Genomic DNA, 21,013 nt, shown 5'->3' on the forward strand with positions numbered 1-21,013 from the left:
CCACCCATCCGGTGCACCGCCGCCAGGGGAGCCAGCCGCTCCCCCACACAGACCGGAAAGACCATGGCTTCCACCACACCGATAGACACGCCGCCGGCCCCGCCGGTGGCGCGCAAGCGCGCCGGGACCTCGTCCGGGCGCGTGGGCGACAAGGTCTTCCTGGGCCTCTCCCGGGGCTCGGGCATCCTGTTGCTCGTGATCATGGCGTCGATCGCCGTGTTCCTGACCTACCGCGCCTCGATCGCCATCTCGAAGAACGAGGGCAACTTCCTCACCACCTTCGACTGGAACCCGGCGGGCAGCCCGCCGGTCTTCGGCATCGCGGTCCTCCTCTTCGGCACCGTCGTCAGCTCGGTCATCGCGATGGCCATCGCCGTCCCCGTCGCCGTCGGGATCGCGCTGTTCATCTCGCACTACGCGCCGCGCAAGCTGGCCGCGCCGCTCGCGTACGTCGTCGACCTGCTCGCCGCGGTCCCGAGCATCGTGTACGGCATCTGGGGCGCGCTCGTCCTGGTGCCCTACCTCGAAGGCCTGAACCTCTGGCTCGACCAGTTCTTCGGCTGGACGTACGTCTTCGAGAAGACCGAGCTGGGCGTCGCCCGCTCCCTCTTCACCGTCGGCATCCTGCTGGCGATCATGATCCTGCCGATCGTGACCAGCGTCAGCCGCGAAGTCTTCCTCCAGGTCCCCCGGATGAACGAGGAGGCCGCCCTCGCCCTGGGCGCCACCCGCTGGGAGGTCATCCGCCTCTCGGTGCTGCCCTTCGGCCGCTCCGGCGTGATCTCCGCCTCGATGCTGGGCCTGGGCCGCGCGCTCGGCGAGACGATGGCCGTCGCCACGGTCCTGTCGCCGAGCTTCATCATCTCCGCGCACGTGCTCAACCCGGGCGGCGGAACCTTCGCCCAGAACATCGCCGCGAAGTTCGACGAGGCCAACGAGTTCGGGCGGGACGCCCTGATCGCCTCGGGTCTCGTGCTCTTCGTCCTCACCCTGCTGGTCAACGGTGCGGCCCGGCTGATCATCGCCCGCCGCAAGGAATACTCGGGGGCCAACGCATGAGCCAGGCAGCCAACACCGGCATACAGGAGCGGCCCGCCCCGGCGGCGCCCGCCCGTACGAACAGCCTGAGCAGCCGGGCGCTCCCCCGCTGGTCCCCCTTCGCCTTCGCCGCCGTCGCGCTCGTGCTCGGCGTGGGCACCGGCATCGCGGCCGGCTGGCAGAGCCGCACCCAGTGGGGTCTGTTCTCCGCCCTCCTCTTCGTCGTCGTCTCGTACATCGTCACCTCGGTCGTCGAGAACCGCCGCCAGGCCAAGGACCGGCTCGCGACCAGCCTCGTCTGGGTCTGCTTCCTGCTGGCGGTCGTCCCGCTCGCCTCGCTGCTGTGGACGACGGTCAGCCGCGGCGCCGAGCGCCTCGACGGCTACTTCCTGACCCACTCCATGGCCGGTGTGCTCGGCTCCGAGCCGACCGGCGGCGTCTACCACGCGCTGATCGGCACCCTGGAGCAGGTCGGCATCGCCACCCTGATCTCCGCCCCGGTCGGCATGCTGACCGCCGTCTACCTGGTGGAGTACGGCAAGGGGGCGCTGGCCAAGGCCGTGACCTTCTTCGTCGACGTCATGACGGGCATCCCGTCCATCGTCGCGGGCCTCTTCATCCTGTCGATCATGCTGATGACCAAGACCCAGCCGTCCGGTCTGATGGGTGCCCTGGCACTCGCGATCCTGATGATGCCGGTCGTGGTCCGCTCCACCGAGGAGATGCTGAAGCTCGTCCCGAACGAGCTCCGCGAGGCCTCCCTCGCCCTCGGCGTCCCGAAGTGGCGCACCATCCTGAAGGTTGTCCTGCCGACCGCGATCGGCGGCATCACCACCGGTGTGATGCTCGCGATCGCCCGTATCGCCGGTGAGACCGCGCCGATCATCCTGCTGGTCTTCGGAAGCCAGCTGATCAACCCCAACCCCTTCCAGGGCGCGCAGTCCTCGCTCCCCTTCTACATCTGGGAGCAGTACCGGGTCGGCACCGACCAGTCGTACGACCGTGCCTGGGCAGCGGCGCTGGTCCTGATCGCCTTCGTCATGATCCTCAACCTGGTGGCCCGCGGCATCGCCCGCTGGAAGGCCCCGAAGACCGGCCGCTGACCGCGGCACGAAAGAAGCAGTGATTCCGATGGCCAAGCGCATCGACGTCAGCGGACTGTCCGCCTACTACGGCTCCCACCTCGCCATCGAGGACATCTCGATGACCGTGGAGCCCCGCTCCGTGACCGCCTTCATCGGCCCGTCCGGCTGCGGCAAGTCCACCTTCCTGCGCACCCTGAACCGCATGCACGAGGTCACCCCCGGTGGCCGCGTCGAGGGCAAGGTGCTGCTGGACGACGAGAACCTCTACGGACCCAGCGTCGACCCGGTCACCGTGCGCCGCACGGTCGGCATGGTCTTCCAGCGCCCGAACCCGTTCCCCACCATGTCGATCTTCGACAACGTCGCGGCCGGCCTCCGGCTGAACGGCTCGTACAAGAAGAGCGAGCTCGCCGAGATCGTCGAGAAGTCGCTGCGCGGCGCGAACCTCTGGAACGAGGTCAAGGACCGGCTGAACAAGCCCGGCTCCGGCCTCTCCGGCGGTCAGCAGCAGCGGCTCTGCATCGCCCGCGCGATCGCCGTCGAGCCCGACGTGCTGCTGATGGACGAGCCGTGCTCCGCCCTCGACCCGATCTCCACCCTCGCCATCGAGGACCTGATCGGCGAGCTGAAGGAGCGCTTCACGATCGTCATCGTGACGCACAACATGCAGCAGGCGGCCCGCGTCTCGGACCGCACCGCGTTCTTCAACCTCGCGGCGGTCGGCAAGCCCGGCAAGCTCATCGAGATCGACGAGACGGAGCGGATCTTCTCCAACCCGTCCGTCCAGGCCACCGAGGACTACATCTCGGGCCGCTTCGGATAGACCGCTCCACCCCGGCGGTACGGGGAACCCGGCCCACGCCGGACCCGTACCGCCGGCACAGACGGCCTTGGGGTGCTGCATGGCGGTGCCACCGCAAGGCGAAGGGGCCGCCCCCACTCCCCGCGAAGGGAGTGGGGGCGGCCCCGTATGCGTCCGCGCCGCGCGGGGCGGCGGACGTCAGCCGAAGAGCAGGTACACGATCCCGTAGCTCCCGGCCGCGACCAGTGCCGCGGCCGGCATCGTGATGAACCAGCCCATGATGATGTTCTTGGCGACGCCCCAGCGGACCGCGTTCACCCGCTTCGTGGCACCCACGCCCATGATCGCGGAGGTGATCACATGCGTCGTGGAGATCGGCGCGTGGAACAGGAACGCCGAACCGAACATGATCGACGCACCCGTCGTCTCGGCGGCGAAGCCCTGCGGCGGATCCAGCTCGATGATCTTCCGGCCGAGCGTCCGCATGATGCGCCAGCCGCCGGCGTACGTACCCAGCGACAGCATCATCGCGCAGACCAGCTTCACCCAGACCGGGATCGGGTCGCTCGGGCTCTCGACATCCGCGATGACCAGCGCCATCACCACGATGCCCATGGTCTTCTGCGCGTCCTGGAGGCCGTGGCCGAGCGCCATGCCCGCGGCCGAGACCGTCTGCGCTATGCGGAAACCGCGCTTGGCCTTGTGCGGATTGGTCTTCCGGAACATCCACATGATCGCGACCATCACCAGATAGCCGACGACCAGACCGATGACCGGCGAGACGAACATCGGGACGACGACCTTGTCGATCACCCCGTCCCAGTGCACCAGCGTCCCGCCCGCGAGCGCCGCGCCGACCATCCCGCCGAACAGGGCGTGCGAGGAGGAGGACGGCAGCCCGAAGTACCAGGTGACCAGGTTCCAGATGATCGCGCCGACGAGCGCCGCGAAGAGGATGCCCATCCCCTTGGAGCCCTCGGGCGTGGCGATCAGGCCCTCACTGACGGTCTTGGCGACCCCGCTGCCCAGGAAGGCACCCGCGAGGTTCATCACCGCGGCCATCGCCAGCGCCGCACGCGGCGTGAGCGCACGGGTGGAGACGGAGGTGGCGATGGCGTTCGCCGAGTCGTGGAAACCGTTCGTATACGTGAAGCCGAGCGCGACCCCGATGGTCACGATCAGCGCAAAGGTGTCCACGGCGGTCAGGACTCCTTGACCGCGATGGTCTCCACCGTGTTGGCGACGTGCTCGAACGCGTCGGCCGCCTCTTCCAGCACGTCCACGATCTGCTTGAGCTTCAGCACCTCGATGGCGTCGTACTTGCCGTTGAAGAGATGGGCGAGCAGTTTGCGGTGGATCTGGTCGGCCTGGTTCTCCAGACGGTTGACCTCGATCCAGTACTCGGTGAGATTGTCCATGGTGCGCAGACCGGGCATCGCCTCGGCGGTCAGCTCGGCCGCCCGGGCCAGAACCTCGATCTGCTGCGCGATGCCACTGGGGAGTTCCTCGATCTGGTACAGCACGACCAGGTCGACGGCCTCCTCCATGAAGTCCATGATGTCGTCGAGCGACGACGCGAGGTTGTAAATGTCCTCACGGTCGAACGGCGTGATGAAAGAGGAGTTCAGCTGGTGGAAGATCGCGTGGGTGGCATCGTCCCCCGCGTGCTCCGCTGCCCGCATGCGCTCCGCGATCTCGACTCGGGAGGCAGAGTCCGCCCCGAGCAATTCCATCAGGAGTTTCGAGCCCGTGACGATGTTGTCCGCGGACGCGGAGAACATGTCGTAGAAGCTCGTCTCCCTGGGGGTCAGACGAAAGCGCACGTGGGGTCCTCGGGGTGCTTTGGATTCGGTCAGGCTGATGCTAGGCGCATCATCCGGCCACGGCTAACCGGCGTTCTTCAGTGTCGCGCATCGGACACCACGATCAGCACGGACCCCCGGTCACGTTTCAGATGAATTCGTTAGGATATACCCACCAGGGGTATGTATACGGCAGAGCAAAGGGAAAACGGGAGGCAGTAATGACCACGACCGAGACCACCGTGACCGGTGCGGAGACGGAATCCCCGGTCACCGATCACGACCACGGCATACACGGTTATCACCACCAGAAGGCCGAGCACCTCAAGCGGCTGCGCCGGATCGAGGGCCAGATCCGCGGCCTCCAGCGCATGGTCGACGAGGACGTGTACTGCATCGACATACTGACCCAGGTCTCGGCGTCCACGAAGGCGCTCCAGTCCTTCGCCCTCCAACTGCTGGAGGAGCACCTGCGGCACTGCGTCGCCGACGCGGCGGTCAAGGGCGGCGAGGAGATCGACGCCAAGGTCGAGGAGGCCACGAAGGCCATCGCCCGCCTGCTGCGCACCTGACGGCAGGGCCCCCGCCCGGACGCGCCGCGCTCACCCCCGGTGGTCACCGTGCCGGGGGCCGGCGGACCGCTCGGCACCCGCGTGGACGTCGAGCACCTCGTCGATCCGGGCCGCGCTGAGCCGCTCCCCGATCGCGGCCGACGCGGCGATCATCAGCTCGCCGCAGAGCTCGATCTCGGCGAGGGCCACATGGTCGGACACCGTCCGCACGCCGCGCGTCACCACGTCACCACTCACCTCTCGCTGCCGTCGCGGGCTTCCCAGCGTAAGGAGCGGGCCCCCCGCCGCGCATGGCACGGACGGACCATTTCCCGCTCCCGGCATGGCTAGGGCGACCCCGGCCACGATCCGCCGGACACGCGCTGAGGGCTGTCCACATGCCCGCTGCTCCCGGATCCGCTACTTCTCCCGGATCCGCCCCGTATAGATGTCGCCCCCGTCCGGCAGCCGTACGGAGACCGGGGCCCCGAACCCGAACAGCAGGGTGGTCGACACCACCTCCACCGCCGGGCCCTCCCCCGCGAAGCCGAAGCGGTGGCGCACCTTGCGCAGCCGCCCCTGCTCGTCGAGGTACGCATCGAACGGCACCGCGTCCGAACGGAACCCCTTCGCCGCCGAGGCCAGCGCCGCGCGCGAGCCCGGCCCCGCCCGGCGCGCGGCCAGCGCCAGGTCCGCCGTCCCCCGGTAGTGCCGCACCCGGACCCCGGCGATCTCCGTCCACCCCGCGTACGTCACCTGCCGCGCACCGCGCAGCAGCTCGGCGGCGGCCATCGGGTCGGTCGCCCCGCCGGTGACGAGATTGCCGTCGGCCAGCGTCGCCGTGTCGATCCTGACCCACTTGTCCTCGGGCACCCCGGCGCCCCGGTTCTTCATGTAGAGCGCGCCCGGCGCCAGCAGCTCCGTGATCGGGCGGTGCGCGTCCGTACCGGCGGCGTCCTTCGGCAGCACGACGGTGAGCCGGCCCGTACCGGTGCGGAAGTCGTACGCGCCCCGGCCCCTGATCGTCACCCGCGTACCGCCCGCGGCGGTCTCCATCGACGTACGCACCTCGGCGCTCCCGGCCACCGCCCCGGCGGTCCCGGCCACCACGGCCGTCCCCGTCCCGCCGGCGGTGGCGGCGAGGACGTCGGCCGCGCGGCGCACCTCGGCGAGGGAACCCGAGCCGCCCTGCTCGTCGGCGACGGCACGGTCACCGCCGCCACCGGCCGAGCAGCCGGCGGCCGCCGCCATCACCCCCACCACGGCCAGGGCACAGACAGCGCGCGCCCCACTCCTGGACCTGTGCTGCCGCACCACCATCGCCTGCCAACCCCCAACGCCGTCACCTGCCCGAGAGGCCCGTCCGTCCGGATAACGACGCCCCGTGTCCCCCGTCACGCGGCCCTCCCGGGCCTCACCGCCCGGGGGGTACGGCCAGTACCGTGGTCGAGTGCATGACCGACACGTCGAAGAGGTCCCGCCGACCGCCCCCACCACCGCGTCCACCGGCCACACCCCCACCACCGTGGAACGCGGCTCCTTCTGCATCGCGCGCTGCTCCTGCGGCTGGTCGGGACCGGCCCGCCGCTCCCGCGACCGGGCCCGCACGGACGCCGCGGAACACCTCGCGGCTCCCTGACACCCCCGGTTCCCCCCTTCCGGCCTCCGCCCCCACACCGTGATCCCGGAGCTCCGATGAACCTTCCTCCCCCACCCGCCCGGCGCACCCTGCTCGCCGCCGGCACCGCGGCGGTGCTCGCCGGTGTCACCACCGCGTGCGGCGGCCCCTCCGCCACCCCGGGCGGCACCACGGACGACACCAGCGGCACCGGGAGCACCACCGGTTCCCCCTCCGCACCGCGGAAACCTTCCGCCACCACCCGTGCGGACTGGTCCGCGCTGGCCAGGAGCCTCGACGGCAGCCTCGTACGACCGCAGGACGCCGCCTACCGGACCGCCCGTCAGCTCTACAACACCCGCTTCGACGGGCTGAAGCCGGCCGCCGTCGCCTACGTCCGGCACGCGGCCGACATCCGCGAGTGCCTCTCCTTCGCCCGCCGCACCGCCACCCCCGTCGCCATCCGCGGCGGCGGCCACTCCTACGCGGGCTGGTCGAGCGGGAACGGCAGGCTCGTCCTCGACGTGTCCTCGCTGGACCGGGTCTCCCCGGACGGCACGATCGGCGCGGGCGCCCGGCTCGGCGACATCTACCGGAGCCTGGGCCGCAGCGGGCTGACGATACCCGGCGGCTCCTGCCCCACCGTCGGCATATCCGGCCTCACCCTCGGCGGCGGCCACGGCGTCGCCTCCCGCGCGTACGGCCTGACCTGCGACAGCCTCACCTCCGCGACCCTGGTCACGGCCGACGGCAGCACCCTCACCGTGGACGCCGACCACCACCCGGACCTCTTCTGGGCGCTGCGCGGCGCGGGCAACGGCAACTTCGGCGTGGTCACCGAGCTGAGGTTCCGCACCCGCCCGGTCCGGCCGGCCGTCACCGCGTACCTGACATGGCCGTGGTCGCGGGCCCGGTCCGTCGTCGCGGCCTGGCAGGAGTGGGGCCCCTCGCAGCCCGACGAGATCTGGACCTCCGCCCATCTGGACGCCGGCCCGGCGGGCGCCGACCCGACCGTGTCGGTCGCCGCGTTCGGCCTGGGCACGTACGGCGGCCTCCAGAACGCCGTGGACCGCCTCGCCGACCGGATCGGTGCCCCGGCCTCCTCGGTCTCGCTGCGCCGCCGCGGCTATCTGGAGGCGATGCTCGGGTACGCGGGCTGCGCGGGCATCAGCGAGGCACAGTGCCATCTGCCGGGGACGACGCCCGGCCGCACGCCCCAGGGCGCGCTCCGGCGCGAGACGTACGCCGCCGCCTCCGACTTCTACGACCGCTCGCTCCCCCCGGCGGGGATACAGGCGCTGCTCGACCGGACCGCGGCGTTCACCCGGATCACGGCGGCGCAGGGCGGCGGGAGCGGTTCGGTCGCGCTCACGGCCCTGGGCGGGGCGATCAACCGGGTCTCCCCGCAGGCGACGGCCTTCGTCCACCGGGGTTCACGGGTCCTCGCCCAGTACATCGGCGCCTGGGACCCCGGCACGGCGGGCAGCGCCCAACAGGAGTGGCTGAAAAACACCCATGCGGTGATGCGCCGTCATGCTTCGGGCGCGGCCTACCAGAACTACAGCGACCCGACGCTGACCGACTGGCGCCGGGCCTACTACGGTGCGGCGGCCGACCGCCTCACCGCGCTGAAGAGGACGTACGACCCGGACCGCCTCTTCTCGTACCCGCAGGCGCTCTGAGGCCGGGGCCGCGCGGTGGCCGCCGCGCGGTCACTACGCGGCGAGGTCCTTCTCGCCGTTCCCGCCGCACGTGCCCGGCCGCGGCTCGGGGATCCCGAACGACCCGGACCGGTCCCCGGCCCCGTCCACCGCCTCGGGCCGCCGCGACCGTACGAGGCGGCCGAGCCGCTCCGACCGGGAGACGGCCGCCACCAGCGGGGTCAGCAGCATCCCGGCCAACGGGGCGAGCAGCAGGGCGACCGCCGTGCCGAGCGCGAATCCGCCGATGACGTCGGTCGGGTAGTGGACGCCCATGTAGACCCGGCAGAACCCCTCCAGGAGGGCGAGCCCGATCGCTGCGACGCCGAACTTCCGGTTGGCCACGAAGAGCCCGACCGCCAGCGCCATCGCCATCGTGGCGTGGTCGCTGACGAACGAGAAGTCGTTCTTCCCGGTCACCAGGACCTCCAGCCCCTGGTGGTCCTTGAACGGGCGCGGGCGTTCGACGAATCCGCGGATCGGAATGTTGATCAGGAGCGCGATCCCGGCGGCGAGCGGTGCCCAGACGATCCCCGCGACCGACGCGACCGCGTCGTCCGCCGTACCGCGCCGCCGCACGCTCCACCAGCACCACAGGACCACCAGGACGAGCCCGAGCAGGATCCCGTACTCACCGAGGAACTCCATCACCCGGTCGAACCAGGGAGGAGCGGACTTGGCGAGCCCGTTGATGTCGTAGAGCAGGCCGACGTCGGGGTTCGACCCATCGACTGCGACTCCAGCCATCTGCTGCGGCCCCTTGTCCTGTCTGCTGCCGCGGGCACCCACGTGTGCGCCGCTCTGACGAACCCCCGTGTCGGTTCGGTTCCGGCCGCCGTCGCACGGTCGACGCGTCGGCACGCCGTCGGCCCGGTCCTCCCAGGGAACGAGACCCCTGGTACGTGTGTTCCGCTCTCCACCGAATGATCACCATGACGTTATCGAAGAGAGATGCATCACCGCAGCTCAGGGCTGAGGTTTCACGGAGAGTTCCGGCCACCGCCGCCCCGCCGCCATGCCCCGCGCGCCGCCCACGCCGCCGCTCATGCCGCCGACCGGCTCTTGGGAAGGGCCTTCGGAAGAGCCGCGGCCCCGTCCTTCGTCACCCGCGTCGCACCGAAGTAGTCCGGCGCGTCGATCTTGTCGAAGCGGATCACGGCCCCCGTGTACGGAGCGTTGATCATGTACCCGCCCCCCACGTAGATCCCCACGTGGTGGATGGCCCGCGAATTGGACAGGTCGTTCGAGAAGAACACCAGGTCCCCGGGGAGCAGCTCGTCCCGGGAGGGATGCGGCCCGGCGTTGTACTGGTCGTTCGCCACCCGGGGCAGCTCGATGTCCACCGTCCGGTACGCGGCCTGGGTCAGCCCCGAGCAGTCGAACCGGCCGTTCTGCTCCGGCGTGCCGTTGCCGCCCCAGAGATACGGCGTCCCGAGCTTCTTCTGCGCGAAGTAGATCGCCCCGGCCGCCTGCTGCGAGGGCTGGACCCGGCCGACCGGCCGGGCGAAGCTCTTCTCCAGACTGCGGATGATGGTGACGTAGTTCTGCGTCTCCGAGATGGACGGGACCCCGCCCGCCCTGATGACCCGGTAGGCCCCGGCGTTGTACGCGGCCAGCATGTTGTCCGTCGGGTCGCCCGGCACCTTCTTCACGTAGCCGGCCAGCTCGCAGTCGTACGACGCGGCGGACGGGATGGCATCGGCCGGGTCCCACACGTCGCGGTCGCCGTCACCGTCCCCGTCGATGCCGTGGGTGGCCCAGGTGCCGGGGATGAACTGGGCGATGCCCTGCGCGGCGGCGGGGCTCTGCGCACGCGGGTTCCACCCGCTCTCCTGGTAGAGCTGGGCGGCCAGCAGGGCGGGGTTGATCGCGGGACAGAGGTTGCCCCACTTCTCCACCAGCGCCTGATACCGCGCCGGCACCGCGCCCTTGGCCAGCGCGACGGCCCCGCCACCGGTCCCCATCCCGGCGGCGGCCGAGTACGTACCGACGACGAGGAGCGCCACGAAGCTCATGGCGCTGCCCGCAGCGATGCCACCGACCACCCAGAATTTACGCACCCCTCAACCATCCCCCATCCGGGACGTGTTCATGGGCGGTTTCGACGGTGTGTACGAGTAATCCGCGTCATGCGGGGGCGATCCGTACGCAGCTCCGGCGCACGGGACCGCACGAAGGGCGCACCGGGTGCACCGGCCGGATCGACCGGCGCACCCGATACCCGCATGACCGTCAGGCCCCGGTGGACCAGTGGTCCGAGCGGACGTTGGGGCTCGGCAGCGGATACACGTCCTTGTACGCCGGGCCGTTCGGCTTCGACGCGGACTCGGCGACCTTCGACTCCTTCACGCAGGGCGTGTCCGCCTCGAAGAAGACCTGCCCCTTGGCGCGCACGCTCACGCTGATGCCGAAGCCGTCCTTCGTCACCGCGTAGACCGCCGGGAACTCGGTGTCCTTGTTCTTCGCCCGGATACGGAAGTCGCTCGCCCGCCAGGCCTGCTCGACCTGGTCCAGGAACGCCTGCCTGCGGTCCGCGGACACGATGGTCATGACGGTGCGTCTGCGCGTCACGTCACAGCTGCCCTTGGTCGTCGGACCGTGCGCCCACTGGACCTCGGGGTCGATCTTCTTCAGTACGTCGTCGAGCATGCCGTCGGCCCGGTCGGCAGCCTCCTGCATGTCCATCTTGTTCCCCTTGGTGCTTTCGGAGCCTGCGGTGCTGCTGGTCGAGGTGTTCGCACCGGCCTCCGGGTGCGCCTTCTCGCTGCCACAGGCGGACAGCGCGAACCCGACGGCCAGAGCCACGGCGACGATCTGGAACCTTCGGCTCATCGGTACTCCTCAATCTTGAGCCGGTCGGCGTGCCCGGACACGATAAGGGCGATGCTGTCGGCGGAGACGGCGTCCCGCGACGGGGTGAAGTAGTTGGAGTGCGAATCGAAGCTCATCGGCTTGCCCGGGTCCACCGGGAACCGCCTGGCCCCGAACGCCTTGCTCGCCGGGTCCTTCCCGAACCAGAGGTTGTCGTCGCCCGGGTCGGCCAGGTCACCGGCGATGAGCGCGCCGGCCGGCCCGCCCAGCACCATCCCGATCCCGCCCACGACCACCTGGGTCTTGGACGGCAGCTTGGTGACCGGGTCGTTCTGCGCCGCACCGACGAAAACGTGCTCGGCACCGACCCCGAGGTCCACGGCCCGGTCCACGCCCACCCCGGGGCTGCCGACCAGGATGATGTCGTCCACCCCGGGAATCCCGCCGATCCGCCGGGCGGCGGCACCGACGGTGCGCGAGCCGTAGGAGTGCCCGATGGCCGTGATGTGCGGATCCTTGTTCTGGTTGGTCGCGACGATCCCGCTCATGAAGTCGTTGTACGCCGCGCCGCCCACCTCCGCGCGCTTGGTGCCCGCCACCGCCAGGCTCTGCAGCCCGTCCGGCGTCTGCGGGGCGTCGTAGCCGAGCCAGACGATCGCGGCGCTGGACGGGTCGTACCCCTGGGCGCCGATCGCGGTGTCCTTGGCCCGCCGCAGGCCGCTCTTCGCGAACTCCTCGTCGAGGGCGGTGTTCAGCCCCGGCACGTAGGCCGACACGTTCTTCGAGGTGTCGGGGTTGCCGTACGAGACGATCGCCCGCCCGTTGCCCTCGTCGCTGATGCCGATGAGGTACATCGGGGGCTGGCTGCCCTCCTTGAGCTGCCGGTCGATCTCCTTCAGCCCGGCCAGCTGCTCGCGGGACTTCTTGTCGGTCTGCCCCTCCAGCTTCTGGATCAGGTTGGGCAGGTTACGGCGGTTGGCGGCGTCCCGGTCCGCCACGGGGATGCCGTCCAGCCCGCCGATCTGGTCCGGGAGGAGCTCCAGGTAGCGGTCGCGCTGCTGCTGCGTCAGCCCCTTCCACCAGTACGCGCGTCCGGCGGCGCTGCCGTTGCGGGGGATGAGCCCGTCGAGGTACTGCCGCTCGCTGTCCCGTACCGCGGACTCGACGCGGCTGCCCGAGCCGGGCAGACCGGTCAGCGGGTTGCTCCCGCCGGGCTGGGCCACCTGCCAGGCGGCGTTGACGAACTTGCCCTTGTTCCACTGGTCGCCGGCCTTCTTCGCGACCTGCGCGTACTGGTCGACGACGTCGCGGCCGGTGGTGACGGGGTGCGCGATGGTGTCGACGGCGCCCTGGACGTCGCCCAGCAGGCCGTCCTTGCCGACGACGCCGGAGAGGAAGCCGCCGTTCGGACGGGGCTCGTAGTCCGAGACCACGGGTTGTCTACCCGCGTTGACTCCTACAGAAGAACCGCCGTCCGCACCCGAACCACCACTGCCATCGGAACCACCAGCACCACCGGCACCACCTGCACCACCTGCACCACTGCCGCTGCTGCCACCATCGGCACCTCCGGAACCACCAGCGCCTCCGGAACCATCAGCACCCCCGGAGCCGGACCCTCCGGTCTGCGACGAACCCGACGCACCCGAACCGCCGGTCACGGTCGCGCTGTCCGACCCGGATCCGTCGCCGCTGCCGCCCTTCCCCCCGTGGCCGCCCTCGGCGACGGCGGCGGGCGGCGGGCAGGAGCTCCCGGTCAGCCGGCAGACGGCGTCCTGGATCCGGCCGGACACCTGACCGCCGATCCCCGTCGCCACCAGCGCGCCGACGAGAGCCACGACCACCAGGATCGTGCCCAGGTACTCCATCGCGGTCTGCCCGTGGTCCCGGCGCCGCTGGACCAGCAGCCGGCCGAGGCTGAACCCTTCGTGCCGCACCCGCTGCTCGGGAGCGAGCCTGAACCACGCGCGCGACCGCGCCCGGCACAGCAGTACGAGAACGAGGACCGGAAGGACCATCCGGGTCACACCCCGGCCGTCCTCCGACCCCAACGTGGCCAGCGCCCCGAGCAGGAGCCAGGCGTGCACGGCCACCAGCCCGCGCCACACCCAGACGCCCCCGGTCCGCACCCGGAACGACAGCACGACCCCGACGATGCCGGGCAACGAGGCGTACAGCAGCATGCCCAGCAGATGCCCGTCGACCGCCTCGACGGACGAGGCGGTGAGCAGCACGTTGAACACACCCACGACCGTGACGGCGAAGAGCAGCCGGACGAGGACCAGAACTGCTTGCAGGGGGCGTGACAGTGACTGTCTGCCGGGACGGTCATCGGGGGCGCGCAAGGCAGCACCGCCCGGTACCGCTAGTTCCTGTATGCCAGACACGGCGAGTCTCCCCAACTTTGTGAGTGGGCGCAGCGACAGTTCCCCCCGGTATCCGTATGCGACCACAACACCCCGGGGCCCGGCATGGGCCCTGGGACCCAATGCCGGACTCAATGCCTGCTCGGCCCGGTATCACCACCCCCCATTTCAGGGCCAGTTGGGACTCAGGCCCCGCCAACCCCTTCGCCCCCTTCAGTGCCCTTCGACCCATTCGGCGCTCCTCGGCCGCGCAGCGCAGGAGTCGCGTCCGACTGGGGCGGGCGACTCCCCGCAGCGCCTCGCACGGCACCGGACGAAGGGATCCAGACGGCGTCAGCCGGACGTCAGTGGGGCGTCAGCAGAACGTGAGCGATCCACAGGATGCTTTTGATGTCAAGAGGTCGGAGCAAGCGGTTCACCGCAGGATTCGGGCCTTGTCTCACGCTCATCCTGGGAGAAATCCATGCGCTCGATCCGCACCCGCAAGCACACCGCCGCCCTCGGCGTCGTCACCGCCGTACTCGCCCTGGCGCTCACCGCCTGCAACGAGGAGGACGGCACGGACGCCGCCGGCGCCGCCGGCAACACCTCCTCCTCCGCCTCCTCCACCGAGGCCACGCAGGCCGGCGGCGACGCCAAGGGCACGGACACCTCGAAGTCCGGCGGCAACGCGCAGAACGCCGGCGCGAAGACCGGCTCGTCGACCGGCGGCGGCTCCAAGGACAGCGGCAGCTCCGCCGCCGGGGGCAGCGGCAACACCAGCGACAGCTACGCCTACAAGCACCCGTGCAAGGCCGGCGACCTGTCGATCCGCGTGTACCCCCGCGAGGGCTCGAAGACCCAGCACGTGATCGAGGTCAACAACACGGGCGCCAACTCCTGCGGCCTGAGCTACTTCCCGCAGGTCAGCCTGGGCGCCTCGAAGGCCTCGGACCACAGCGGCGACATCATCCCGGCGGTTCCCGGCGGCCTGGGCGGCGCCCCGGCGTACCCGGTCAAGCCGAAGACGGCCGCCATCGCGGTGATCGACCTGAACCCCAAGGGCGGCAACGGCCTGACCTGGATCAACGAGATGAACGTGCTCGCCGACGGCGACCACATGCCCAACGCCGACACCCAGAACTTCGAGCTCGGCCCGGACGTCAAGGTCCTGGACCCGAAGCTGGGCCTGTACGAGGCCTCGGTCGCCGACGCCGTGAAGTCCATGGAGTCCGCGGGCAAGTAACCCCGCCGTACCCCGAAACACCCCGTAGGGCCCGGATCCGAGACGCGATCCGGGCCCTACGGGGTGTTCGACGCGACCTCCCGCACCCGCACCGGGCGGGGCGCGGCCTCCGGCGGCCGGCCCACCGGGCCACCGGGGCTCTGCCCGGGGCTCCCCTGTCAGAGGGGCTCTGCAGGGTCCGGGCATGCCCGGATTCCGCGACTTCAATTTCAAGCTGCTGGTCATAGAGAAGCTCATGTACGAGGACCGGACGCTGACCCCGGCCTTCAGCATCGACGAACTCCTGCGCGCGAGGGGAATCAGGCACACGGACGTGTACGTCCACGAGAACGGCCTGGAGTTCACGGTGCTCGACGAGTCCCGCGCCTACTTCGAGGCCCTGGAGATCGGCGAGGAGCTGCTCGCCACGGTGGATGTCCTCCTCGTCGACGGCGGCAACCGGGTGTACTACCACTGCTCCCCGGTCTGGGACGGCGAGGACGAGCTGTTCGACGTGGCCTCGCTCGACGATCTCGACCTGCTGCCGAACCTGCGGCTGGTCAGTGGCGCGCAGGACTGCGGGATAGGTGTCGCGTTCGACGAGAAGCTCCTCGCGGCCCGGGGCATCGCCTCCGACTGAGCCGCACACGCTCTCCCCCTGTCGCCCCGTCAGGTGATCGGACAACGTGTCCGGCGGCTCCGTCACGGGCACGATCAACGGCATGAACGACGGCATGAGCGACGAGCCGGGCAGGATCCTCCGCTGGAACTTCTTCATCGGCGGACACCTGAGTTCCTCGGTGCCCGTACGCCTGGTCCAGCGGACCGGGGCGGGCCAGCTGGTGTGGATGGAGACCGGCACGCCGATGTGGCGGACGAAGCTCCCGCGCGGGGCCCATCTCCGGGACATAGCCCCGGACGACCGGCCGACCGGCGGATACCCGGTCGTCGCCGACCGCTGGCCGATGGGCAACGCACTCTTCTACCAGCCGACCGGCGCAGCACATTCGGTGCTCTGGCTCTTCGGACGTGGACGAAAATTCCGCGGCTGGTACGTCAATCTGGAGCGCCGCACCCATCGCGGCGACGACATCGACGTGTCCGACCACGAGCTCGACATCAACGTGGCACCGGACCGGACCTGGAGATGGAAGGACGAGGAGTCCTTCGCCGAGAAGACCGGTCACCCCGTCTACTGGTCGGCCGACGAGGCGTCAGCGATCCGGGACGAGGGCGCCTCGGTCGCCCGACTCGCCGAGGCCGGAACGTTTCCCTTCGACGGCACCTGGTGCGATTTCCGGCCGCCGCGCACCTGGACCACCCCGCCCCGGCCACCCGTTCCCCGCCACCCACTGCTCTGACGTCCCCCCACTCCGTACGGCATCACCTGTCACAGCCGCGCTGACCAGGGGATCAACGCATTCTCGGCCAGAGTGGCGAGATGCCAATCATTGCCCGGGGTCACACCCCGTGATACATAGAGTAACCATACAAATTCAGTCATACGCCGTTCCGCCCCACGGGCCCGAGACAGCCCGACCGGCCACATGTGCGAGGCCGGAGCAAAGAGAGCCGTCGAGCCGTCGCCCGAGACCGGTTTCATCAGCGAAGATAGAGAGCGACCCGTGCCGTGGGGCAGGGGCAATGAACTACCCAACAGGGGCGGTGACTTACATGATCCTGGCAGCGGAAAAGGGCGACATCACCACCATCATCGGCGGAATCGCCCCGAACTGGGGACCGTTCGGGACCCTGGGCAACGAGGCCCGCGTAATGATCGAGGTCGTGATGGCCGTCGCGATCCTGCTCTGCCTGGGCATCGCGATCTGGGGTGCGGCCAAGCAGCGCATCGGCGCGACGGCCCTGCGCGACACCTTCAGCGCGGAGCAGGGCAAGGGCCTGATCGTGGCCGGGCTGACCGGTGTATTCATCATCGGATCGCTCGGCACGGTGTTCACCATCGTCTACGGAATGGCCGTCTGACCCGCTGTCATCCCACGTCCGGGGCCGTCCGGCCCGTCCACCACCATCCGTCGTCCGTCCGTCGTGCCCACCGGCAGAGGTTGCGTCCCTGATGTCGAGTCACCACACCGCACCCGCGCGGAAGCCCGCACGGCTACCGTCGTACTACCCGGTCCAGGAAACGGTTGAGGGGGCGTACGCGGCATGAGCCTCGGCAACGACAACGGCTACCGCAGCGACTCAGGTCGTACGGACGATGCGTACAGCACCATCGGCGGCACACGGCAGACCCGCACCCGCCTCCCCGACGGCGAGGGCGGCGACGGCTACGGTCCCCCTCGCCGCCCGGCCCGCAAGCCGCGCTCCATGATCATGATGGTCGGCGTGATCGTCCTCCTGATCGCGGCCATCGCGTTCGCCAACATGGGCGGGGGCGGCGGAGACGACGACAACGGCGGCCGAGGCCGCGCGGGCGGCAGCCCGAACACCTCGTCCACGGCCGCCACCGGAACGAAGCCGGTAACCGGAAAGAACGGCACCATCGCCTCCGGCTTCGCCCACGACGAGCAGGGGGCGCAGAGCGCGGCGGCGAATTATGCGGTGGCGCTGGGTTCGGTGGAAATGTTCAAGAAGGACAGCCGCCACAGCATCATCGAAGCTACTCACGACCCGGCGGTCGTCGAGAAGCTTTCCGCAGCCCTGACGAATGCCTACTCGCCGGAATTCCTCAAGAATGTCGGGCTCGACGCGGACGGTTCCTCTCCCAATGGTCTGACTTTTGTGTCCCGGACCATCCCGGTCGGCACAAAGGTGATCGACCAGGGCGGTGACACGGCCACCATCGAAGTCTGGTGCACAGGTCTCGTCGGAATGGCCGGGCAGGGATCCACCAAACCTGTCACAGCGACGTGGTTCACCATCTCCGAGAAGCTCAAATGGGTCGGAGGTGACTGGCGCATCGAGTCGTCCAGTCAAAAAGAGGGCCCCACACCCGTGAACGGTGACAACAGAGCATCGACAGCTGACGAAATCGCCAGTGCGGTTCAGGGTTACGGAGGCTTCACCTATGCCCGATAGCCGCCGCCCAAGTGTGCGTTACGTCTTTGCCGTACTGGGGAGCCTTCCAGCCGCGGTAACTCTGCTGGCTGCACCAGCAGTCGCTGCGCCCACCCCCTCGCCTTCGCCCTCGCCCAGCAGCAGCGACAATACCTGTGACCTCATCGTCGGACTCGCCAAGGACTACTGCGAATCCGGCGACGCCGGCACCGGCCGTTCCTCCAGCACCCTGAACGACTCGCAGGACCCCCTCGCCTCCCTCGCCCGTGGGTGCGCCGACGCCGCCGCGTGGATCGTCGACAAGCTCAGCGAGGCCGTGAAGAGCACCGCCAACGTCGACTTCACGAACACCAAGTTCCTCCAGCAGTACGCGATCGTCTTCGCCGCCTCCACCGTCCTCACGCTCGTCCTCTGGCTCCTCGCCGTGGCCAAGCGCGCGATCCGCGGCGTGCCGCTGACCACCGCGATCTCCGAAGCCGTCGGGTACCTGTGGCTGACGGTCCTGGCGTCCGCGTTCACGCCGCTGATCCTCTACACGGTCGTCTCTGCGACCGACGGCGTCACCGACGTCATCGCCGGGTCCTCCGGCGGGCAGACCGACGTCTTCTTCGGCTCGTTCTCCGAAGCCCTCAAGAAGGGCTCCGACATCGGCGGCGGCCCGATCATGCTGATCGTCGTCTCCCTCGTGTCGATCCTGGCCGCGGGCGTCCTCTGGCTGGAGCTCGTCATCCGGGCCGCCCTGCTCTACGTCGGCGCCCTGCTCGGCACCGTCGTCTACGCCGGGCTCGTCGACAAGAACATGTGGGGCCACGTCCGGCGCTGGGCGGGCATCATGATCGCGGTGATCATGGTGAAGCCGGTCATCGTCGTCGTCCTCGGGCTGGCCGGCGCGCTCTCGCAGGACGACGGGCCCAACGCCGTCTCCGCCGTCGTCTCCGGCCTCGCCATCATCCTGCTGGCGATCTTCGCCTCCGCGATGATCTACCGCTTCGTCCCCGGCTTCGGCGACGAGATCCAGGGCGCCCGCACCAACCGCAAGCAGGCCACCGACGGCGCCCAGGCCGCCGCCCTGGTCAGCTCCCCCGCCGCGCTCGTCTCCCAGGGCATCAAGACGCACAGCAGCCGAGGCGGCCAGGGCGGCGCCGACAGCACCGGAGGCGGCGCCCGGCCCGCCAACCCCGCCAGCGGCGGCATGGCCGCCCACAGCTCCCGCGGCTCCGGAACAGGTACGGGCGGCTCCGTGGCCCCGTCGCCCCGCAGCGGCTCCTCGCCCACCTCCGGCACCCCGCACGGCAGCCGCCCGCACCGCGGCGGATCAGGCAGTTCAGGTAACAACAGCACGGGAGGTGGAGGGCGTTGACGACTCCGTCCCACACGATCGCACCCCGCCGCACGTATCTCATCGGCCGGGCCCGGCCGAACGCGATCGTCGGCAAGAACCGCGAGACCGGCGAGATCGCCCTGATCATCGCCGGGGCGTTCCTCGGCATGATGTGCGGCCTGCTCGTCCCGGTCCTGTCGCTGCGGATCGTGCTCCTCACCGGCTTCCCGATGCTCGCCCTGGCGATCGTGTACCTCCCGTACAAGCACCGCACCTTCTACCGGTGGTTCGAGATCAACCGCAGCTACAAGCGCACCCTGCGCCGCGGTACGACGTACCGTTCCGCGGCCATGGAGGCGGGCGTCGGCAGCGACGGGCGCGAGGTCGAGATCGGCCCGCCCCCCGGCATCGGCCGGATCAGCTGGCTCGCCGCCCCCTTCGGCCCCGACGAGATCGCCGTACTGCTGCACGCCGACCGCCGCACCGTCACCGCCGCGATCGAGATCGAGGGCCCCGGCGTCGGCCTCCGCGACAGCGAGGACCAGGAAGCCCTCGTCGACCGCTTCGGCACCCTGCTCAAGCACGTGGCCAACGGCGACGGCTTCGTGACCCGCATCCAGATGCTGGCCCGCACCCTGCCCGCCGACCCCGACGCGCACGCCAAGGACGTCGCCCAGCGCGGCGACACCGCCTCCCCCCGCTGGCTCAAGGACTCCTACGACCAGCTCCAGTCGATGGTCTCCACCTCCAGCGAGCAGCACCGCGCCTACCTCGTGGCCTGCATGCACTACACCCGCGAGCTGGCCGCCGAGGCCAACGCCATGGCCCGCGCCGCCCGCCCCCAGGCCGGCCGCAAGCTCGACCGGGACGCCGGCCTCGCCGTCGTCATGGCCCGCGAGCTCACCGACATCTGCGCCCGCCTCGCCGAGGCCGACATCCGGGTCCGCCAGCCGCTCGGCCAGAGCCGCCTCGCCTCCCTGGTGCACTCGATGTACGACCCCGACCACCCCATCGACCACATCCAGGCCATGACCAAGCGCAACGCCTGGCCCGCCGAGCTGGACGCGGTCGAGCCCACGTTCCTCCAGGCCAAGACCCGCGAGTCGGTCACCCGCGCCCCCTGGTGCCACTCCACGGCCTGGGTGAAGGAGTGGCCGATGACCCCCGTCGGCGTCAACTTCCTGGCCCCGCTGCTCGTCCACACCCCCGACGTGATCCGAACGGTCGCGGTCTGCATGGACCTCGAACCGACCGAGGTCGCCATCGAGCGGATGCTCACCGAGAAGACCAACGACGAGGCCGAGGCCAGCCGCCAGGCCAAGATGAACCGCACCGTCGACCCCCGCGACATCGCCGCGCACGGCCGGCTCGACCAGCGGGGCGAGGACCTCGCGAGCGGCGCGGCCGGCGTCAACCTGGTGGGGTACATCACCGTCTCCTCCCGCTCCCCCGAGGCCCTCGCCCGCGACAAGCGGACCATCCGGGCCTCGGCCGGAAAGTCCTACCTCAAGCTGGAGTGGTGCGACCGCGAGCACCACCGCGCCTTCGTGAACACCCTCCCGTTCGCCACCGGCATCCGCCGCTGACACCCGTCCCGAACACCCCGGACCGTCCCGAACACCCCGAACGACGACCCGGACCGTCCGAACAACTCGAACGACCCGAACGACCCGAACGAAAGGGAGGTCGGTCACGCC

General features: G+C 70.2%; 21 protein-coding genes. 13 read left to right on the forward strand and 8 right to left on the reverse strand.

Annotated features, from left to right (window positions below; genetic code table 11):
* Nucleotides 1-63: 63 nt before the first annotated feature.
* The 3 genes from pstC to pstB are packed head-to-tail and all read left to right on the forward strand — an operon-like array spanning nucleotide 64 to nucleotide 2,946.
* Nucleotides 64-1,059, forward strand: coding sequence for a phosphate ABC transporter permease subunit PstC (gene pstC / locus ACIQGQ_RS13900; RefSeq protein WP_366298556.1), 996 nt, complete (start codon nucleotides 64-66; stop codon nucleotides 1,057-1,059).
* Nucleotides 1,056-2,141, forward strand: coding sequence for a phosphate ABC transporter permease PstA (gene pstA / locus ACIQGQ_RS13905; protein ID WP_402394733.1), 1,086 nt, complete (start codon nucleotides 1,056-1,058; stop codon nucleotides 2,139-2,141). The genes pstC and pstA overlap by 4 nt, the downstream gene beginning before the upstream one ends.
* 28 nt (nucleotides 2,142-2,169) lie before the next feature.
* Nucleotides 2,170-2,946, forward strand: coding sequence for a phosphate ABC transporter ATP-binding protein PstB (pstB, locus tag ACIQGQ_RS13910; protein ID WP_402394736.1), 777 nt, complete (start codon nucleotides 2,170-2,172; stop codon nucleotides 2,944-2,946).
* Between the two features lie 177 nt (nucleotides 2,947-3,123).
* Here pstB and ACIQGQ_RS13915 read toward each other — a convergent pair whose 3' ends face one another.
* Together ACIQGQ_RS13915 and ACIQGQ_RS13920 are read right to left on the reverse strand one after the other, a co-directional pair.
* The gene (locus ACIQGQ_RS13915; protein WP_402394739.1) at nucleotides 3,124-4,122 is read right to left on the reverse strand and encodes an anion permease; all 999 of its coding nucleotides are present in this window, start codon (nucleotides 4,120-4,122) and stop codon (nucleotides 3,124-3,126) included.
* A 5-nt stretch (nucleotides 4,123-4,127) separates the two neighbouring features.
* On the reverse strand, nucleotides 4,128-4,748 hold the full coding sequence (locus tag ACIQGQ_RS13920; protein ID WP_352278893.1) for a DUF47 family protein: 621 nt from the start codon (nucleotides 4,746-4,748) through the stop codon (nucleotides 4,128-4,130).
* A 200-nt stretch (nucleotides 4,749-4,948) separates the two neighbouring features.
* Here ACIQGQ_RS13920 and ACIQGQ_RS13925 point away from each other — a divergent pair, with 200 nt between their 5' ends.
* A complete protein-coding gene (locus ACIQGQ_RS13925; protein ID WP_402394741.1) occupies nucleotides 4,949-5,299 on the forward strand; it encodes a metal-sensitive transcriptional regulator in 351 nt (116 codons plus the stop codon).
* A 30-nt stretch (nucleotides 5,300-5,329) separates the two neighbouring features.
* Here ACIQGQ_RS13925 and ACIQGQ_RS13930 read toward each other — a convergent pair whose 3' ends face one another.
* Entirely contained in the window at nucleotides 5,330-5,524 is a 195-nt protein-coding gene (locus tag ACIQGQ_RS13930) for a hypothetical protein (RefSeq protein WP_352278889.1), read from the reverse strand.
* A 174-nt stretch (nucleotides 5,525-5,698) separates the two neighbouring features.
* The gene (locus ACIQGQ_RS13935; protein WP_402394743.1) at nucleotides 5,699-6,598 is read right to left on the reverse strand and encodes a hypothetical protein; all 900 of its coding nucleotides are present in this window, start codon (nucleotides 6,596-6,598) and stop codon (nucleotides 5,699-5,701) included.
* A 130-nt stretch (nucleotides 6,599-6,728) separates the two neighbouring features.
* Here ACIQGQ_RS13935 and ACIQGQ_RS13940 point away from each other — a divergent pair, with 130 nt between their 5' ends.
* Together ACIQGQ_RS13940 and ACIQGQ_RS13945 are read left to right on the forward strand one after the other, a co-directional pair.
* Nucleotides 6,729-6,917 carry a hypothetical protein gene (locus ACIQGQ_RS13940; RefSeq protein WP_402394745.1) on the forward strand — a complete coding sequence of 63 codons (189 nt, stop codon included), beginning with the start codon at nucleotides 6,729-6,731 and terminating at the stop codon, nucleotides 6,915-6,917.
* A 56-nt stretch (nucleotides 6,918-6,973) separates the two neighbouring features.
* Nucleotides 6,974-8,578 carry an FAD-binding oxidoreductase gene (locus ACIQGQ_RS13945; RefSeq protein ID WP_402394748.1) on the forward strand — a complete coding sequence of 535 codons (1,605 nt, stop codon included), beginning with the start codon at nucleotides 6,974-6,976 and terminating at the stop codon, nucleotides 8,576-8,578.
* Nucleotides 8,579-8,611: 33 nt separating this feature from the next.
* On the opposite strand, the gene ACIQGQ_RS13950 is transcribed toward ACIQGQ_RS13945, so the two are convergent.
* The 4 genes from ACIQGQ_RS13950 to ACIQGQ_RS13965 all read right to left on the reverse strand — a co-directional run bounded on the left by ACIQGQ_RS13950 (nucleotide 8,612) and on the right by ACIQGQ_RS13965 (nucleotide 13,650).
* On the reverse strand, nucleotides 8,612-9,343 hold the full coding sequence (locus ACIQGQ_RS13950) for a phosphatase PAP2 family protein (protein WP_402394750.1): 732 nt from the start codon (nucleotides 9,341-9,343) through the stop codon (nucleotides 8,612-8,614).
* A gap of 296 nt (nucleotides 9,344-9,639) precedes the next feature.
* On the reverse strand, nucleotides 9,640-10,641 hold the full coding sequence (locus ACIQGQ_RS13955; RefSeq protein WP_402394853.1) for an NlpC/P60 family protein: 1,002 nt from the start codon (nucleotides 10,639-10,641) through the stop codon (nucleotides 9,640-9,642).
* A gap of 187 nt (nucleotides 10,642-10,828) precedes the next feature.
* Nucleotides 10,829-11,428: a hypothetical protein gene (locus ACIQGQ_RS13960; RefSeq protein ID WP_366298546.1), complete on the reverse strand. Its 600-nt coding sequence runs from the start codon at nucleotides 11,426-11,428 to the stop codon at nucleotides 10,829-10,831.
* Nucleotides 11,425-13,650 carry an alpha/beta hydrolase gene (locus tag ACIQGQ_RS13965; protein ID WP_402394753.1) on the reverse strand — a complete coding sequence of 742 codons (2,226 nt, stop codon included), beginning with the start codon at nucleotides 13,648-13,650 and terminating at the stop codon, nucleotides 11,425-11,427. The genes ACIQGQ_RS13960 and ACIQGQ_RS13965 overlap by 4 nt, the downstream gene beginning before the upstream one ends.
* 586 nt (nucleotides 13,651-14,236) lie before the next feature.
* On the opposite strand from ACIQGQ_RS13965, the gene ACIQGQ_RS13970 reads away from it, so the two are divergent.
* The 7 genes from ACIQGQ_RS13970 (at nucleotide 14,237) to ACIQGQ_RS14000 (ending at nucleotide 20,902) form a co-directional block, all read left to right on the forward strand.
* Nucleotides 14,237-14,998 (forward strand): DUF4232 domain-containing protein, encoded by a 762-nt coding sequence (locus tag ACIQGQ_RS13970; RefSeq protein WP_402394755.1) that lies wholly within the window; start codon nucleotides 14,237-14,239, stop codon nucleotides 14,996-14,998.
* Between the two features lie 184 nt (nucleotides 14,999-15,182).
* Entirely contained in the window at nucleotides 15,183-15,617 is a 435-nt protein-coding gene (locus ACIQGQ_RS13975) for a DUF6892 domain-containing protein (protein WP_402394758.1), read from the forward strand.
* Nucleotides 15,618-15,699: 82 nt separating this feature from the next.
* The gene (locus tag ACIQGQ_RS13980; protein ID WP_402394856.1) at nucleotides 15,700-16,338 is read left to right on the forward strand and encodes a DUF402 domain-containing protein; all 639 of its coding nucleotides are present in this window, start codon (nucleotides 15,700-15,702) and stop codon (nucleotides 16,336-16,338) included.
* 313 nt (nucleotides 16,339-16,651) lie between these two features.
* Nucleotides 16,652-16,960, forward strand: a complete 309-nt coding sequence (locus tag ACIQGQ_RS13985) for a hypothetical protein (RefSeq protein ID WP_352278875.1) — start codon at nucleotides 16,652-16,654, stop codon at nucleotides 16,958-16,960.
* Nucleotides 16,961-17,143: 183 nt separating this feature from the next.
* A complete protein-coding gene (locus ACIQGQ_RS13990; protein ID WP_402394761.1) occupies nucleotides 17,144-18,016 on the forward strand; it encodes a hypothetical protein in 873 nt (290 codons plus the stop codon).
* Nucleotides 18,006-19,355 carry a hypothetical protein gene (locus ACIQGQ_RS13995; RefSeq protein WP_402394763.1) on the forward strand — a complete coding sequence of 450 codons (1,350 nt, stop codon included), beginning with the start codon at nucleotides 18,006-18,008 and terminating at the stop codon, nucleotides 19,353-19,355. The genes ACIQGQ_RS13990 and ACIQGQ_RS13995 overlap by 11 nt, the downstream gene beginning before the upstream one ends.
* Nucleotides 19,352-20,902, forward strand: a complete 1,551-nt coding sequence (locus ACIQGQ_RS14000; RefSeq protein ID WP_402394765.1) for an SCO6880 family protein — start codon at nucleotides 19,352-19,354, stop codon at nucleotides 20,900-20,902. The genes ACIQGQ_RS13995 and ACIQGQ_RS14000 overlap by 4 nt, the downstream gene beginning before the upstream one ends.
* The last annotated feature ends 111 nt before the right edge of the window (nucleotides 20,903-21,013 follow it).

This window comes from Streptomyces sp. NPDC092952 (assembly GCF_044754785.1).
Taxonomy (GTDB): domain Bacteria; phylum Actinomycetota; class Actinomycetes; order Streptomycetales; family Streptomycetaceae; genus Streptomyces.